The 15,948-nt window shown below is 47.5% G+C and carries 13 protein-coding genes; 8 read left to right on the forward strand and 5 right to left on the reverse strand.

Going from position 1 to position 15,948, the window contains the following annotated elements; all coding sequences use genetic code 11:
- Window positions 1-136 precede the first annotated feature (136 nt).
- Complete coding sequence (locus tag J4N43_RS01335; RefSeq protein WP_062730815.1) at window positions 137-3,091, forward strand: ExeM/NucH family extracellular endonuclease; 2,955 nt, start codon at window positions 137-139, stop codon at window positions 3,089-3,091.
- Between the two features lie 167 nt (window positions 3,092-3,258).
- Entirely contained in the window at window positions 3,259-4,173 is a 915-nt protein-coding gene (locus tag J4N43_RS01340) for a LysR family transcriptional regulator (RefSeq protein WP_053350714.1), read from the forward strand.
- A gap of 6 nt (window positions 4,174-4,179) precedes the next feature.
- Here the strand turns inward: J4N43_RS01340 and J4N43_RS01345 are convergent, their stop codons facing one another.
- From J4N43_RS01345 to J4N43_RS01360, 4 genes are all read right to left on the reverse strand, one after another.
- Window positions 4,180-5,691: an AbgT family transporter gene (locus J4N43_RS01345; protein WP_053350713.1), complete on the reverse strand. Its 1,512-nt coding sequence runs from the start codon at window positions 5,689-5,691 to the stop codon at window positions 4,180-4,182.
- Between the two features lie 52 nt (window positions 5,692-5,743).
- Entirely contained in the window at window positions 5,744-6,916 is a 1,173-nt protein-coding gene (locus J4N43_RS01350) for a M20 aminoacylase family protein (RefSeq protein WP_053350712.1), read from the reverse strand.
- A gap of 147 nt (window positions 6,917-7,063) precedes the next feature.
- On the reverse strand, window positions 7,064-7,657 hold the full coding sequence (locus J4N43_RS01355; RefSeq protein ID WP_053350711.1) for an NADPH-dependent FMN reductase: 594 nt from the start codon (window positions 7,655-7,657) through the stop codon (window positions 7,064-7,066).
- 39 nt (window positions 7,658-7,696) lie between these two features.
- Window positions 7,697-8,569: an EamA family transporter gene (locus J4N43_RS01360; RefSeq protein ID WP_005381415.1), complete on the reverse strand. Its 873-nt coding sequence runs from the start codon at window positions 8,567-8,569 to the stop codon at window positions 7,697-7,699.
- Window positions 8,570-8,691: 122 nt separating this feature from the next.
- On the opposite strand from J4N43_RS01360, the gene J4N43_RS01365 reads away from it, so the two are divergent.
- The 6 genes from J4N43_RS01365 (at window position 8,692) to J4N43_RS01390 (ending at window position 15,056) form a co-directional block, all read left to right on the forward strand.
- A complete protein-coding gene (locus tag J4N43_RS01365) occupies window positions 8,692-9,171 on the forward strand; it encodes a MarR family winged helix-turn-helix transcriptional regulator (protein ID WP_005381417.1) in 480 nt (159 codons plus the stop codon).
- A gap of 69 nt (window positions 9,172-9,240) precedes the next feature.
- Window positions 9,241-9,828 (forward strand): aminodeoxychorismate/anthranilate synthase component II, encoded by a 588-nt coding sequence (locus tag J4N43_RS01370; RefSeq protein WP_158159510.1) that lies wholly within the window; start codon window positions 9,241-9,243, stop codon window positions 9,826-9,828.
- A gap of 361 nt (window positions 9,829-10,189) precedes the next feature.
- Window positions 10,190-11,401: an aspartate aminotransferase family protein gene (locus J4N43_RS01375; protein ID WP_005381420.1), complete on the forward strand. Its 1,212-nt coding sequence runs from the start codon at window positions 10,190-10,192 to the stop codon at window positions 11,399-11,401.
- Window positions 11,402-11,510: 109 nt separating this feature from the next.
- Window positions 11,511-12,530: an arginine N-succinyltransferase gene (gene astA / locus J4N43_RS01380; protein WP_158159509.1), complete on the forward strand. Its 1,020-nt coding sequence runs from the start codon at window positions 11,511-11,513 to the stop codon at window positions 12,528-12,530.
- A gap of 28 nt (window positions 12,531-12,558) precedes the next feature.
- Window positions 12,559-14,016, forward strand: a complete 1,458-nt coding sequence (astD, locus tag J4N43_RS01385) for a succinylglutamate-semialdehyde dehydrogenase (RefSeq protein WP_025768787.1) — start codon at window positions 12,559-12,561, stop codon at window positions 14,014-14,016.
- Window positions 14,017-14,264: 248 nt separating this feature from the next.
- Window positions 14,265-15,056, forward strand: a complete 792-nt coding sequence (locus J4N43_RS01390) for a DUF1338 domain-containing protein (protein ID WP_042523639.1) — start codon at window positions 14,265-14,267, stop codon at window positions 15,054-15,056.
- A 136-nt stretch (window positions 15,057-15,192) separates the two neighbouring features.
- On the opposite strand, the gene crp is transcribed toward J4N43_RS01390, so the two are convergent.
- A complete protein-coding gene (gene crp / locus J4N43_RS01395; RefSeq protein ID WP_005381432.1) occupies window positions 15,193-15,825 on the reverse strand; it encodes a cAMP-activated global transcriptional regulator CRP in 633 nt (210 codons plus the stop codon).
- Between the last annotated feature and the right edge of the window lie 123 nt (window positions 15,826-15,948).

Genomic DNA, 15,948 nt, shown 5'->3' on the forward strand with positions numbered 1-15,948 from the left:
TTATATTCACATGTGATTCATTTCACGGCTTTAATTACTCATTCTTATTTATTTCATAAATAAACCTGATAGTAGACGCAAATGGCAGGCTCTAACCAGAGCTAAGTTTGCATTTACATAAATATCAGGTATGACAATGGACACGTTAATCAAACCCTCAATACTCGCATTAACCATCGCCAGTGCACTTAGTGCAAACGCGAACGCAGAGATTATTATTTCCCAATACGTAGAAGGCGGCGCTTATAATAAAGCGGTAGAGATCGCTAATACGGGTGATACTGCGGTGACACTCACTGGCTACGAGTTGGCGAAATCATCAAACGGTGGTGGTACTTGGGGCAGCACATTCGACCTTAGCCAAGTGACGCTACAAGCTAACCAAGTGTATGTACTGGCGCATGGTGACGCGAGCGATGCCATCAAAGCTATCGCGGATATCACAGATAAAAGCGTTGCGAACTTTAATGGTGACGACCCGATCGCGTTGCTTAAAGATGGTGAAGTGCACGACATCATCGGTGTGATGGGTGACGTAGATTTTGGTAAAGACACCACATTGGTTCGTAACAGTGATGCACTAACCCCTTCTGCTACTTATGATGCATCTCAGTGGACGGCATTTGAGAAAGACAACATTGACGGCCTTGGTGAGCTGAATGCGACTGAGCCACCAGCACCATTCGCTTGTGAAGTCGACGGTCAGCAACCTAACTTCACTACCATCCAAGATATTCAAGGTGAAGGCGATACGTCTCCATTCATTGATGGTTACCCATACATTACTGACGAAGATCATTTCGTAACGGGTGTCGTGACTGCTGTTACTACAGGCTTAACCAAAGGTTTCTACCTACAAGCACTAGAAAGTGACAACAACGACAAGACCTCAGAAGGCTTGTTCATTCATACTGACGCGGCAGACACGGCGCTGAAAGCTGGTGACGTTGTTTGTGTGAAAGGTAAAGTTCAAGAGTATTACAGCAATACTCAGCTTGCTTCTGATGCTAACAGCTATGTGAAAACAGGCACTTCTGAAACCCCTCGAGTTACCGATCTTGTTATCAAAGAAGGTGAGACACTACGTGATGCGCTAGAGCGTCATGAAGGCATGCAAGTTGAGTTGACCTCGGCAAGTGACTTGTTTGTAACTCGAAACTTCTCTTACGACTACGATTCACGTCGTAACAATATGATGCTCTCTCATGAAGCGCCATTGTTAAAGCCGACTCAATTACACGCGGCAGAGAGCGATGCAGCCGTTGAGCTAGCAAAAGACAACGCAGCGAACCGCGTATACCTAGAATCAGATGGCAAAGCACCAAACGGCCAAATCCCATACTACCCAGATTTTGCTAAAGATGCAGATCAAGATGGCTCTTCAGAGCAGCACATTCGCCTTGGTTCTCGAGTAGAAGGTCTACAGGGTGTCGTGGCTTACAGCTACAACGAATACCGCCTGATTGCGACGAATGAAGTCAATAACACCAACTTTGTGACTTCAGGTGAAGGCTTCGATGTGGCTCGTAAAGATGCCCCAGCGATTGCGGACTCAGATTTGCGTATTGCAAGCTTCAACGTACTGAACTACTTCAACTCCGTGGCTGACAGTGGTCATGAAAACCCAACCGGACAAAACCGCGGTGCGACTAATCTAGACGAATTCCTGATCCAGCAAGCGAAAATCGTTGCGGCGATGAACAAGATGGACGCAGACGTTATTGGTTTGATGGAAGTGGAAAACAACGGCTTTGGTGATGGCAGTGCTATCCAAAACTTAGTTGATGCCCTAAATGCTGAGATTGATGACGCTGAAGATCATTACACGTATGTCGAAATCGAAGAGCAAGACAAATACCAAGACGAATACTTTGGCAGTGATGCGATCATGGTGGCGATTTTATATCGTGCTAACGCAGTAACGCCAAAAGACGCTGCAAAAGTGATCATCACGCCAGAGCAGCACATTGCAGAAAACACAATTACTCGTAAAGAGGGCACAGAAAGTAACCCTGCTTACGATAAGTACCAACGCCACAGTCTACTTCAGACCTTTACGGTGAAAGAGACGGGTGAAGATTTGTCTATTGTCGTAAACCACTTTAAGTCGAAAGGCTCTGAGTGTATTGAAGAGTGGATTGCCGGTGTAGAAGATTCTGAGCCAGCGGATCTGCAAGGCAACTGTAACAACTTCCGCGTTTCTGCTGCGCACGCAGTGGGTGAAGCGTTGAAAGAGGTGAAAGGCGATGTATTGCTCATGGGCGACCTCAATGCTTATGGCATGGAAGACCCACTTCTGACACTGACTGATTACTCGAAAGAGAAATACGGCCGTGACATTTATACTGCTGCTTACACAACCATTGGTGATGGTGAACTTCAAGTAGAGAAGACCAAAATTGAAAAAGGTTACGGTCTGCACAACTTAAACACGTTGCTGCACGGCACTGATACGTTTTCTTACACCTATTCGGGCGAGCTGGGTAATTTGGACCACGCATTGGCAAGCAGTAGCCTAGCGCAAAAAGTGGTAGCAATTGAAGATTGGCACATCAACTCACTAGAGAGTAACTTGTTCGAATACAGCAGCAAGTACACAGGTGATATGCCGAAGTACAAAGATGCGTTCTCTGCCTCTGACCACGATCCAGTGATCATCGCGATTGATTTACCAGATGATGACATCGATTTACCGAAAGCAGGTGACAACTTAGCCGTCGATGTCCGTTTACCACCAACGGCGGTTGTGGGCGATATTGTTACGGTGAACTTAACGCCATCCACACAAGCGGCTGCGGCAAGCACCGATACGAAAGCTTACTCGGCTAGCCAAACTTTAGTTCAAGCTGATATTGATGCGCGTAGCGTGAATATTGAGTTTGAACAAACGCCGGAGCAAGGTAATTATCAGTTAGAAGAGAAAGTGACTGACTCGACAGGTAATATCGTGAAGTTTAGCTCTGTTCGTGATGTTTCAATGACGCAAACTGAAACTGGAACAGAAGGGTCGAAGGATTCAGATGGTGGTTCGTTTGGTTTTGGCGCGCTATTTGCGCTGCTAGGTCTCGGCTTATTCCGTCGTCGCCGCTAAGCGAATTTACTTCCTGACAAACAGTTCCTAAATAACTGTAAAGACCAAAGGCCAGCCTATGCTGGCCTTTATGTTCAGAAAAAATATAGAAATGGATAATCATATTGACGTATTAGTTACCAAGTTTGGGTATACTTTTTCAGCAGAGCAAAGGGTGAGACTACTAAATGGACATTAGCTATCGTCAGCTCAAAGCTTTTATCGCCTTGGCTGAGGAACAAAATTTTACTTATGCCGCTGAAAAGGTGCACATCACCCAGTCTGCGTTGAGCCAGATGATGAAAAAGCTGACCCAGCAACTTGCCAGCGAACTCTATCAGCGCCAAGGCAGGAAAATCATCCTCACCGAAGCGGGCGAGCAGTTGTATCAGGAAGCGCGATTTATCGTTAATCGCTTGGATAAACTAGTTCAGCAAAACAAAGACCGCCAGCACGGCTACAACAAGTCGCTGGTGGTTTCGTCGCTATATACGTTGTGTGCATCCTTAGCGCCGAAAACCCTCAATGACCTGAAAAAGCGCTATCCAGATTTTACTTTTCGCTTAATTGAAGAACGGGTTGATGACATTACCCATTCAGTACTACAAGGGCAGGCAGACATCGGCATCAACACCAATCCGAATCACCCAGAATTGAACTTTGATTTACTGTTTCGCGATTACCTGTGCTTTGTTTGCCGGCAAGACCATCCGCTCGCCGAGCATAAGCAAGTCAGTTGGGAGCAAGCGCATCAATACGCGTCGATTGGTGTCAGCCCCGGGAACAGTTTACGCACACTTGCCGACGAAGCGTTTCAACGCATTGGTTTAACCTATGATCCGGAGTTGAGTGCCTCGCATACCTCAACGCTATTAGGGATGATTTCCAGCGGACTAGGTTCGACGATTCTGTCTTCCACTATCGGTGAGTTGAGCAACAAAGTGGAAGTTCGCTTTATTCCGATTGTTCAACCGGTTCAGTACCGCTCAGTAGGGCTCATTACACGTAAAGAAACTCATCGAGAGTTAGTCGATGAGTTCAGTTTGATTTTGAAAAAGCATGTCAGCGACTGGGGCTTTGCTGAGTTTATCCCCAGTCGTTAAGCGACGTTACATTGGCCCGACGGGTAAACCTGTCAGTATGTAAATCAGGAATAGCCCGCCCCAAACACTAAATAGCACCAGAGCGTATGGCACCATCATCGCGAGGAAAGTACCAAATTTCACTTGCGGGTTATATTTGGCGATCAGCGCCAGTACCATCGGAATATATGGATTGGTCGGTGAAATGATGTTGGTGGTGGAGTCGGCAATACGGTAGCCCATTTGCGTAATTTGCGGGTCTACGCCAAGTAACATAAAGAGTGGGATAAATACCGGGGCCATGATCGCCCATTGCGCCGAACCACTAAACACAATCATGTTCATCACGCCAGCAAGCATCATAAACAGCGCCATCATCGCCAGCTTTGGCATCTCGACAGACGAAATCCATTCCGCACCATTCACCGCAATAAAGATAGCTAAATTAGACCACTTAAACCAAGAAATGAACTGGGCAATCACAAATACCAAGACAATGTAGCCGCCAACGCCCTTGAGCGCTTTGGACATCAAGTCAGGAATATCACTGGCTTGTTTGATCGTACCCGCTTTGACGCCGTAAACCACCGCATTCATAAAGAAGAATGCCATGATGATCGGGATAATCCCTTTTAGGAAAGGTGAAGGTACCAAACCGCCGTCTGCATTACGCAGAGGTGAATCGGCTGGCAGCAGGGCGGCCAAAAGCAAAGCGATAAACACCAAAGACGCTGCTCCAGCCCATTTCAACGCACTCTTTTGCTTAGTGGTAATTTCAAAAGACGGTTCACTATCGGCGTGGTTGGTTGTCATTTTATGCGCGAATTTAGGCTCGATGTATTTGTCGGTGATGAGCGTCCCTGTGACGACTAAAATCGGAACGGAAAGCAACATAAAGTACCAGTTTGCTGCCGGGCTAACTTCGACGTGTTCAACGATGGCAGACGCTTCGGTTGAAATACCGGAAAGTAATACATCGGTGCCAGCAATAAATAGGTTGGCGGTAAACCCAGCCGCGACCGCGACAAAACCTGCGGCGATGCCGACAATTGGGTTGCGGTTGGTTGCCGCAAAAATCAGACCTGCGAGAGGGGGAACCAAAATGAACGCAGCGTCTGAGGCGAGGTTACCGATGATACCAGTGACGAAAATCGACGCGGTGACAAACTGACGCGGCGCGTTGAGCAATGATTGCTTGATTGCACTGTCGGCCAAGCCTACTTCTTGCAATAGCCCCACCGCTAGCATCATACATAAGACCAATCCGAGTGGTTTAAACGAGACGAAGTTATTCACCGTCGATTGCAGGATGTAAACCAGACCTTCACCACTGATTAGGCTCTTAACGTGCACTACTTCACCCGTAGATGGATGGGTCACGCCGCCGCCAATAAACGAGAATAGGCAAGAGAGCAGCATGACGCTGAGGCACAGGAAGATAAACAAATAGAAGGGATGAGGGACTTTATCGCCCAGTCGCTCAATGCGGTCGATCATTGACGCGCCTGAACTCGATTTTTGCGTAATTGCAGTCGACATTGTTAGAACACTCCTTTGTGTAAAAAGGGGAGTCACTTCCCCTCATTTGTTGTTATTGCTGTTCAATCAAATTGATAAAGTAAGCGGCGCCAATCGGCAGCAGCCGATCGTTAAAGTCGTAGGCTTTGTTGTGCAGGCCAACGCTGCATCCTTGCTCCTCAGTGCCGTTGCCGATAAAGCCGTAGCAACCCGGTACTTTGTTGAGGAAAAAGGCGAAGTCTTCGCTGGTTAGCATAGCTTCACAGCTTGGGTTAACGCGCTCAGCTCCAACGGTTTGAGCCGCTGCGTCGATCGCTCGCCGAGTTTCGTTTTCGGTGTTAACCGTCGGTGGGTGAGAAATTGGTCCGAGTTTAAATTCTGCTTGCATCCCGTGCGCCTTGGCGCTGTGAGCTACTAGTTGCTCGAGTCGTTCAACCAAGCTATCTCGTGTTTGTTGAGACAAAGTACGGAACGTACCGCTCATATGAGCTTGGTCGGCGATGGCGTTGGTTGTTTCTCCACAATGCAGCTGTGTGACCGAAACCACTAGTGGATCAAACGGGTCGTAGTTGCGGCTGACCATGCCTTGAATACCTTGGTAAATATGGGTCGCGACAAGTAATGGATCTTGGGTTGTGTGTGGTAAGCCAGCATGACCACTTTTTCCGTCGACAGTGACAAACAGACGGTCAGAGCTCGCCATTATTGGCCCCGTCTTAAATGCGAAATGCCCTTCAGGAATGCCCGGCATATTGTGCAGAGCGTAGCATTCGTCGATCGGGAAGCGCTCTAACACGCCGTCGGTGATCATGGTCTCGGCGCCACCGCGACCTTCTTCTGCCGGTTGGAATATCAGCACCGCTTTGCCTGCAAAGTTACGCGACTGGGCCAAGTAGCGCGCAGCGAGTAACAACATAGTGGTGTGACCGTCATGGCCACAAGCGTGCATTTTACCGTCGTGGCACGAACGGTGGGCAAATGTGTTGGCTTCATGGATGGGTAGCGCGTCCATGTCGGCGCGAAGACCGATGCTCTTTCCGTCCCCGAGCGAGCCGTGAATCACACCCACCACGCCCGTTTTGGCGAAATCAGTACAGATTTCATCGACGCCGTACTTTTCGAGCTCGGCAACCACTAACCCTTGAGTGTTATTTTCTTCAAAACCTAATTCTGGTTGTTTATGAATGGCATGACGGAGACTAATCGCGTCGGCTAACCAAGGTTCTAAGACTTCAATAATGTTCATACATCTCCCCTTTAATTGAGAATGATTTAACACTATTGAAACAATTCAAACAAACCGGATTACTACTGAAACTATTAGCGTTGCTAATAGTTGCTTGGAGAGAGGTTAAACTAAACGCCGCCCAATACTGAGCGGCTTAAATGACGATTACATCCCGTAGGTGAATGGTTTACCAAGCGGCAGCATGTCCTGATGCACTGGTGCTAATGCGCTCGCGTAACAGCTGAGCAGTTTCAAGGTGTATTGGGTGCGAGCGACAAAATCACTGTCATCGCTATTCGCATCTTGATCGATGAGTTTATCGCTGTTGCGCACAATGAGGTGGTCAGGCAAAAAGCACACGTGGTTATTTTTGCTGCCGGTCATGCGCAATTCGCTGATCGGGTAAACACCGTTGATACTCACGCTGACACTCACCAATAGTGCTGGTTTATGTGCCAGTTCGTTTGCTGTCGTCAGCAATAGGAAGTTTTTCAGCGCAGGGGTTGCCATCCCGTGCCATTCCGGTGTGATAAAGACAAACGCGTCAGACTCTTGCAGTTTTTGCGCGATTGGTGTCCAAACATCCCACTCTTGGATACCTTGCCAAACGCCTTCATTCCAAAATGGCAGGTTCAGTTCATGCAGGTCGAGGATCTCCACTTGGTCGAATTCTTGCAAACCGTGCTGTTTGAGAAAACGAGCTACGTTGAGACTTTGTGAATTTGCCCTTTGGCTGCCAGAGACAATCGTTAGTTTCATAATCATTTCCTTTTGAATTTTATATCTTGTTTATTGGAGTTATGCATTTGCAGCTTTAGGACTATGGGAGGCCAAAAAGATCGAAACCAGTATTGCTCCTGCACCTAACAATTGCAGTGGTGTGAGTATTTCATCTAAAAATACGTAGCCCAACACGCTCGCCGAGACGCTACTCAGAAATCCTAGAAACGCGACGTTTGTTGCAGGAAGACGCTCGATTCCTTTAAACCACAGTGCGTAAGCGAGTACCGCGCCCACTATGGTTAGGTAGCTGTATCCGGCCAAGTTTTTTAGCGAAATGGTCTCCGGTAGACCTTCAAACCATAGCGCTGCAGGTAATAAAAGGATGCCTCCGACGAGGAGTTGCCAGCCAGTGAACGCCAATGTCGACATATTCTCCGGACGTCCCCAGTATTTGGTGAGCACCACGCCACTTGCCATGCTTAATGTACCTAGTACCGCCAGAACAATTCCTTGCGCGCTGATCTGCACCGTTTCGTTGATGACGATAAGCGCTACACCAAGCACCCCGAAGATTGCTGCGATGCAGTGGCTCAAGGCGATCTTACTTTTTAATACCAGCCCACTGAGTAGCATCACGATGATCGGTTGGCTCGACATGACCAATGCCGCCGTTCCTCCGGGCAGGTAGCTCGCCGCAAAAAATAAACAGTAGAAAAACAGCCCGATGTTGAGCGTTCCAAGGCAAGCGAGTTTTCCCCACCATTGCTGGTTCGGAAAGCAGCGTGTATACGCGATGAGCAGTAATCCTGCAGGCAGTGCGCGTATCGCAGAAGCGAGCAGGGGACTGTCTGCGGGTAGCAACTCAGTAGTGACGATATAGGTGCTGCCCCAAACGGTGGGAGCAATCGCGGTGAGCAGTATTGCTTGAATCCTTTCTGCGCTGGTCATAATAACTCCTGCAAAAGTATCTTTTGTGAAAGATTGTTTTTTAAAAGTAATGGTGTTTTTTCTTTTGGTCAAGTATCTTTTTGAAAAGATTTTTAGTTAGTGATGATCGTGAGGATGATGTAATGGACGGTGTAGATAAGATTCTTCAGCAGTGGCAGCAAGCACGACCTGACTTAGATTGTTCTTCGATGGGCGTGGTTGGGCGAATTCGTCGCGCGGCAAACTTCTGGGAACAGGCCCATGGCCAAGTGTGCGGTGATGCTGGGATCAGCGCGATTGAGTTCGATATTCTGGCGACGTTAAGACGTAGCGTCGAACCCGTCACTCCGACAACGTTGTACAAAACGTTGATGATTTCGTCTGGTGCGGTAAGTACCCGATTAGAAGGCCTAGTACAAAAAGGTTGGGTGCACCGCGTAGCGAGCGAAAGCGACCGCAGAAGTAATCGAGTGACATTGACGGAAGACGGTGTTGCCTTTTTAGATCAGGTGCTTGAAGCGCATGTCGCGAGCATGGAACAGCACTTAACTTGTCTCGACTCTGAAGAAAGAAATGCGTTGGAAAGCCTGCTGAGTAAGTTCCTGCAAGCCGAGGTGGAATAACTGATCGTACTTGCGTTTAGATAAAAAGGCGGCACAATACTCGCTTTCAGGTTTCCACGATGTAGTCCCATGCTGTTAATTATCGATAATTATGATTCGTTTACCTACAACCTTTACCAATACTTCTGCGAGCTTGGTGCAGACGTAAAGGTGGTGCGTAACGATGAAATCGATATCCAAGGCATTGAGGCGCTCAACCCAACTCATTTGGTGATCTCGCCAGGGCCATGTACGCCGAACGAAGCAGGTATTTCACTGAAAGCGATAGAACACTTCGCTGGTAAGCTTCCAATATTGGGTGTTTGCCTTGGCCATCAAGCGATAGCGCAAGTGTTTGGGGGTGAAGTGGTACGTGCACGACAAGTGATGCACGGTAAGACCTCACCGATTCGTCATAACGGTCGTTGTGTGTTTAAAAATCTGAATAACCCACTCACGGTAACCCGTTATCACTCTCTTGTGGTGAAAAACGGTACTTTACCCGACGTGTTTGAACTGACTGCATGGACAGAACTGCCGGACGGAAGCATGGATGAAATAATGGGTTACCAACATAAAGCCTTGCCAATTGATGCGGTGCAGTTCCACCCAGAATCAATCAAAACTGAGCAAGGTCACGAGTTGCTTGCGAACTTTTTAGCACGCAAAGCGATCTGATCGCGATCACTTTTCTTAACAAATCATTCATCTTTTTGCTGAGGTGAGCGGATTGCAAAACTATGCGATTCTCTCGAGTCTCTTTGTCTATTCATGTCTTTTTAAACCTTCTATCCCCTGTATTACATAACATTTATAAAAAATCACTTCTCTATTTTACTTTCTTGATGCATAAATAGTCATAAGCAGTGATTAATGGAAGTTGCTTTCGAGAACGAAAAGAATAAATCACTATTGAAATGGTTAATTAAATGTAAATACAATGCCGCAATAGCTTAAATGCAAAACATTATTTGCTGGCAAAGAGAGCCGGTTAAATTCGCTTATCTGCTACGCATGCGGTATCAAGAAGGAATGTGCAATGACAACGGAAATTAAAGTAGAGCGCGGTTTATTCGATGAGGTAATGGTACCTTGCTATAACCCGATGGAAATGATCCCTGTTAAAGGTGAAGGTTCACGTGTTTGGGATCAGGAAGGTAATGAATACATCGACTTTGCTGGTGGTATTGCAGTGAGCTGTCTTGGCCATTGTCATCCAGTAATGGTAAACGCACTAACAGAGCAAGCTAACAAGCTTTGGCACTTAAGTAACGTTATGACGAACGAACCAGCCCTTCGTCTGGCGAAAAAGCTAACAGAAGTGAGTTTTGCTGAGCGTGTGTTCTTTGCTAACTCTGGCGCAGAAGCAAACGAAGCCGCTTTGAAGCTGGCACGTCGTTATGCAGCAGACGTTCATGGCACTGAGAAATCTGAAATCATTGCATTCAAACAAGGTTTCCACGGTCGTACATTCTTTACCGTAACGGTTGGTGGCCAAGCGGCATACTCTGACGGCTTCGGTCCTAAGCCAGGCGACGTGACACACCTTCCTTACAACGATATCGAAGCTTTACAAGCACACATGTCTGATCGTACTTGTGCGGTCATGATGGAGCCACTACAAGGTGAAGGCGGCATCGTGCCACCAACGCCTGAGTTCGCTCAAGCGGTTCGCGAGCTGTGTGACAAACACAACGCCTTACTGATCTTCGATGAAGTGCAAACTGGTAATGGCCGAACAGGTAACTTCTACGCTTACCAAGGTTTAGGTATCACGCCAGATATTCTAAGTACTGCGAAATCACTTGGTGGCGGTTTCCCAATCGGTGCAATGCTAACGACAGCAAAATTGGCAGAGCACATGAAAGTGGGCACTCACGGTTCTACATATGGCGGTAACCCACTAGCGTGTGCGGTTGCAGAAGCGGTTGTAAATGAAGTCACTAAGCCAGAGGTTTTGGCTGGTGTACTAGAACGCGAAGCAATGTTCCGTGAAGGTCTAGAGAAGATCAACGCGAAGTACAACATCTTCTCAGAAGTGCGCGGTCAAGGCCTATTACTTGGCGCTGCACTAAATGAAGAATGGCAAGGCCGTGCGCGTGACGTGCTGGTTGCTGCAGGTAAACAAGGTCTCATGGTATTGGTTGCGGGTGCCAATGTCGTACGTTTCACACCATCACTCGTTATCACACAACAAGAAATTGAAGAAGGCTTGGCGAAACTGGATAAAGCGATCGCGACTTTAGTTTAAGCGCGATATCAGTTTAAACGTCAACGCAGACACCCCCGTCAAGGATCTCTGATGGGGGAATTGTTCCTACAATATAGTTAGGATCTTCTTGCATCTGGAGGGAGTATTGATGCTAGTAGTTCGCCCTATCGCGATGTCGGATTACGACGCACTGCACACTTGTGCGGTGGAGTCTGGTCACGGATTTACATCTCTACCGGTTAACGAAGAACTGTTAACCAATCGAATCAAACATTCAGAGTACAGCTTTGGTAAGCCAGATGTGGCAGAACCAGGCGATGAAGGCTACCTGATGGTTGGCTTTGACTCTGAAACGGGTGAGGTTGCGGGTACCACCGGAATCGAAGCATCTATCGGCTGGGATGTCCCATTTTACTCATATCACATTAGTAAAGTTGTGCACTCGTCGCCAAAGCTTGGCGTTAACAACGTCGTTAAACTGCTTACTTTTGGTAATAACTACACGGGTAACAGCGAAATTTGTACCTTGTTCTTGCGTGAGAAATTCCGCCAAGGTCTGAATGGTCGTCTAATGTCGAAGTGTCGTTTCCTAATGATGGCAGAGCACCCAGAGCGCTTCTCTGAAACGATCTTTGCGGAGATGCGTGGCGTTTCAGACGACGAGGGTAATTCACCATTCTGGCAATGGCTTCAAGAGCATTTCTTCTCTATCGATTTCACTCTTGCAGATTACCTGACAGGTATCGGCAAGAAAGGCTTTATCGCCGACTTGATGCCGAAACTGCCTATTTACATCAATCTGCTCAGCCCAGAAGCGCAAGCCGTGATTGGTCAAGTACATGACAACACGCGTCCAGCGCTGAAGCTGCTTGAGCGTGAAGGTTTTACCAACCGAGGTTACGTCGACATCTTCGATGGTGGCCCAACGGTTGAGTGTGATCTGCGTAATATTGAGTCGGTACGTCATTCATTCCGCGCGAAAGTCAAAATCTCTGAACATTCCAGCACACAAGACTTCTTGATGTGTAATTCATCTTTCGAGAATTTCCGTGCGACAGTCACTAAGGCGGCGTATGACGCAGAGACACAGAGCGTAATGATCGCACCAGACGTTGCGGATGCACTTTCGGTTGAAGAAGGGGATTTCGTTCGCCTTCTTCCGCAGTAACAGACGACAGAATTTAAGGATAGAAACAATGACACATTGGATTGCAGGTGAATGGGTACAAGGTCAGGGTGAAGCATTTACGTCTCTGTCGCCGTACAACCAAGAAGTGATCTGGCAAGGCAAAGGTGCAACGGCAGAGCAGGTGAACCAGGCGGTATCTGCAGCGCGTGAAGCGTTTATTGACTGGAAAAAGCGCCCATTTTCAGAGCGTGAGGCAATCGTGTTGGCTTTTGCGGAGAAAGTAAAAGAGAACAGCGAAAAAATCGCCGAAGTCATTGCCAAAGAAACTGGTAAGCCAATTTGGGAAACGCGCACTGAAGCAGCGGCAATGGCAGGTAAAATTGCCATTTCGATTCGCGCTTATCATGACCGCACTGGTGAGGCGAGCCGTGAAGCAGCAGGCAACCAAATCGTATTGCGCCACCGCCCATTGGGCGTGATGGCGGTGTTTGGTCCTTACAACTTCCCAGGCCACCTACCAAATGGTCACATTGTGCCTGCGCTACTGGCTGGTAACACGGTAGTCTTCAAACCGTCTGAGCAAACGCCATGGACGGGTGAATTGGCAATGAAGCTATGGGAAGAAGCCGGTCTGCCGAAAGGCGTGATTAACCTTGTTCAAGGCGCGAAAGAAACTGGTATCGCGCTCGCTGACGCAAAAGGCATCGATGGCGTACTGTTTACGGGTAGCGCAAATACGGGGCATGTATTACACCGTCAATTTGCGGGTCAACCGGGCAAGATGCTCGCACTAGAAATGGGTGGTAATAACCCGATGGTGATCTCTGATAAATATGGTGATTTGGATGCCACGGTTTACACCATCATCCAGTCAGCGTTTATCAGTGCTGGGCAGCGTTGTACGTGTGCTCGTCGTTTGTATGTGCCATTGGGTGAAAAAGGCGATGCGCTTATCACCAAACTCGTTGAAGCGACACGCAATATTCGCGTAGACCAACCATTTGCAGAACCTGCGCCATTTATGGGACCGCAAATTTCGGTCGCGGCAGCCAAGTTTATTCTTGATGCACAAGCTAATCTACAGTCTCTTGGCGGTGAAAGCTTGATTGAAGCGAAAGCAGGAGAGGCGGCGTTTGTTTCTCCAGGCATCATTGATGTAACGAACATTGCTGAGTTACCAGATGAAGAGTACTTCGGCCCACTTCTGCAAGTGGTGCGCTACGAAGGATTAGACAAAGCCGTGGCGCTAGCAAACGATACGCGCTTTGGCTTATCTGCTGGTTTGGTTTCAACCGACGACCAAGAATGGGAATACTTCGTTGACCACATTCGTGCAGGAATCGTGAACCGTAACCGCCAGCTTACTGGGGCAAGCGGTGATGCGCCATTTGGTGGTCCGGGGGCGTCGGGTAACTTGCGCCCAAGCGCTTACTACGCAGCAGATTACTGTGCGTACCCAATGGCATCAATGGAAGGTCAAGAAACTGTCTTGCCTGCAACATTGAGTCCAGGTGTAGTGCTATAAGTTTTAATAATAGAGTCGCAACTATGCATTGCGGCTCACCTTGCCGGCGCATCATTTAGGTATGGGTTGTAGTGATCGTTGGCAGAACACGAAAAGTGAGCAAAGACTCGGAAAAGCGTGTTGACTGACTGGCATTTACCGTCACAGGTTGATGGTTGCTCGTTCATTATTCTGGACAACTTTTGTTGTGAACGAGCAGCCAACTTCCGCTTACCTTTAAACTCTACATCTCGTAACAAGGAGTCGTTATGACGCCCGATGTGTTATTTGAATCGCTATGGCAAGATTACATTCAACGTCTTTGCCCTTCGGCGGCTAAAGTGCATCAGCTGCTTCAAGAAGATGAGCCTCTGATTAATGATCATATAGCTTTACGTACCTTCAATATCGCGCCTCTTGGTATTGAAACTCTAGCTAAGCCATTTGTAGCTATTGGTTACAAGGCGTGTGGTGATTACGTTTTCGAAAGCAAAAAGCTGGTTGCTAAGCACTATGAGCACCCAGATCCGAAGCAACCTAAAGTATTTATTAGTGAGCTAAAAGTTGAAGAGTGCTCGCCTGAGCTACAAGAGATTGTGAAAAATTTGGTGGCACAAGTCGATGCTGACAAGCTGAACGATAGCGCATTCTTACATGGTGGACGCTTGTGGGATTTAAGCTTTGCTGATTACCAAACGTTGGCTAAAGAAAGTGAGTACGCATCTTGGCTTGCGGCGCATGGTTACGGAGCAAACCACTTCACGGTGAGCGTTAACCAACTCAATGAATATGAAGAAGTGAAGCAGGTAAACGATCATCTGCGTACCGCTGGGTTTACCATTAATGAAAATGGTGGTGAAGTGAAGGGCACTCCTGAGGTGTTGCTAGAGCAGTCATCGACCATGGCAGATAAAGTAGCGGTTCGTTTTAGCGAAGGCACTGAAATTATCCCTGGCGGGTTTTATGAATTTGCTAAGCGCTATCCGATGGAAAATGGTGATTTGTACCCAGGTTTCGTGGCCGCTTCAGCGGACAAAATCTTTGAAAGTACGAATGGCTAAGTTTTAGGGTTAACCTGTTAAGCTTACTCATTAGTGTTCGCTGCACCCTATCTCATTTGGTCATGAGCAAATAAAAAGCCACCAATGTTGCCATTGGTGGCTTTTATAATTTTGTTCGTGTCACTCTAGTTCGAGATTAACGAGTACCGTAAACCACGATGGTTTTACCGTGAGCAGAGATTAGGTTCTGCTCTTCTAGCATCTTCAAGATACGACCTACTGTCTCACGAGAACAGCCAACAATTTGACCGATTTCTTGACGAGTGATCTTGATTTGCATGCCGTCTGGGTGAGTCATTGCGTCTGGTTGTTTTGCAAGGTTCAGAAGCGTCTGAGCGATACGACCAGTTACGTCTAGGAACGCCAGGTCACCCACTTTTTGGCTAGTTACTTGAAGACGACGAGCCATCTGCGCAGAAAGACGCATTAGGATGTCTGGGTTTACTTGGATAAGCTGACGGAACTTCTTGAAAGAAATTTCAGCAACTTCACAAGGAGATTTAGCACGAACCCAAGCTGTGCGCTCTTGGTCTTCCTCGAATAGACCAAGTTCACCAATAAAGTCTCCTTGGTTTAGGTAAGAAAGGATCATCTCCTTACCTTCTTCGTCTTTGATAAGAACCGCAACAGAACCTTTAACGATGTAGTACAAAGTTTCTGCCTTTTCGCCCGCGTGAATTAGCGTGCTCTTTGAAGGGTACTTATGAATATGACAGTGTGAAAGAAACCACTCTAATGTTGGGTCGGTTTGAGGTTTACCTAGAACCATAATATCTCACTTCCTCTGCAGGGTACGCTTGCGCTATCCATATTTTAGCTAAGCCTGAATTAGGCCTACTAGAATAAGAGCACTTTTTATATGCTGCAAGCTCTCTTGTGTTTCGGTAAGAAA

It is taken from the genome of Vibrio sp. SCSIO 43009 (genome assembly GCF_023716525.1).
Lineage (GTDB): Bacteria > Pseudomonadota > Gammaproteobacteria > Enterobacterales > Vibrionaceae > Vibrio > Vibrio alginolyticus.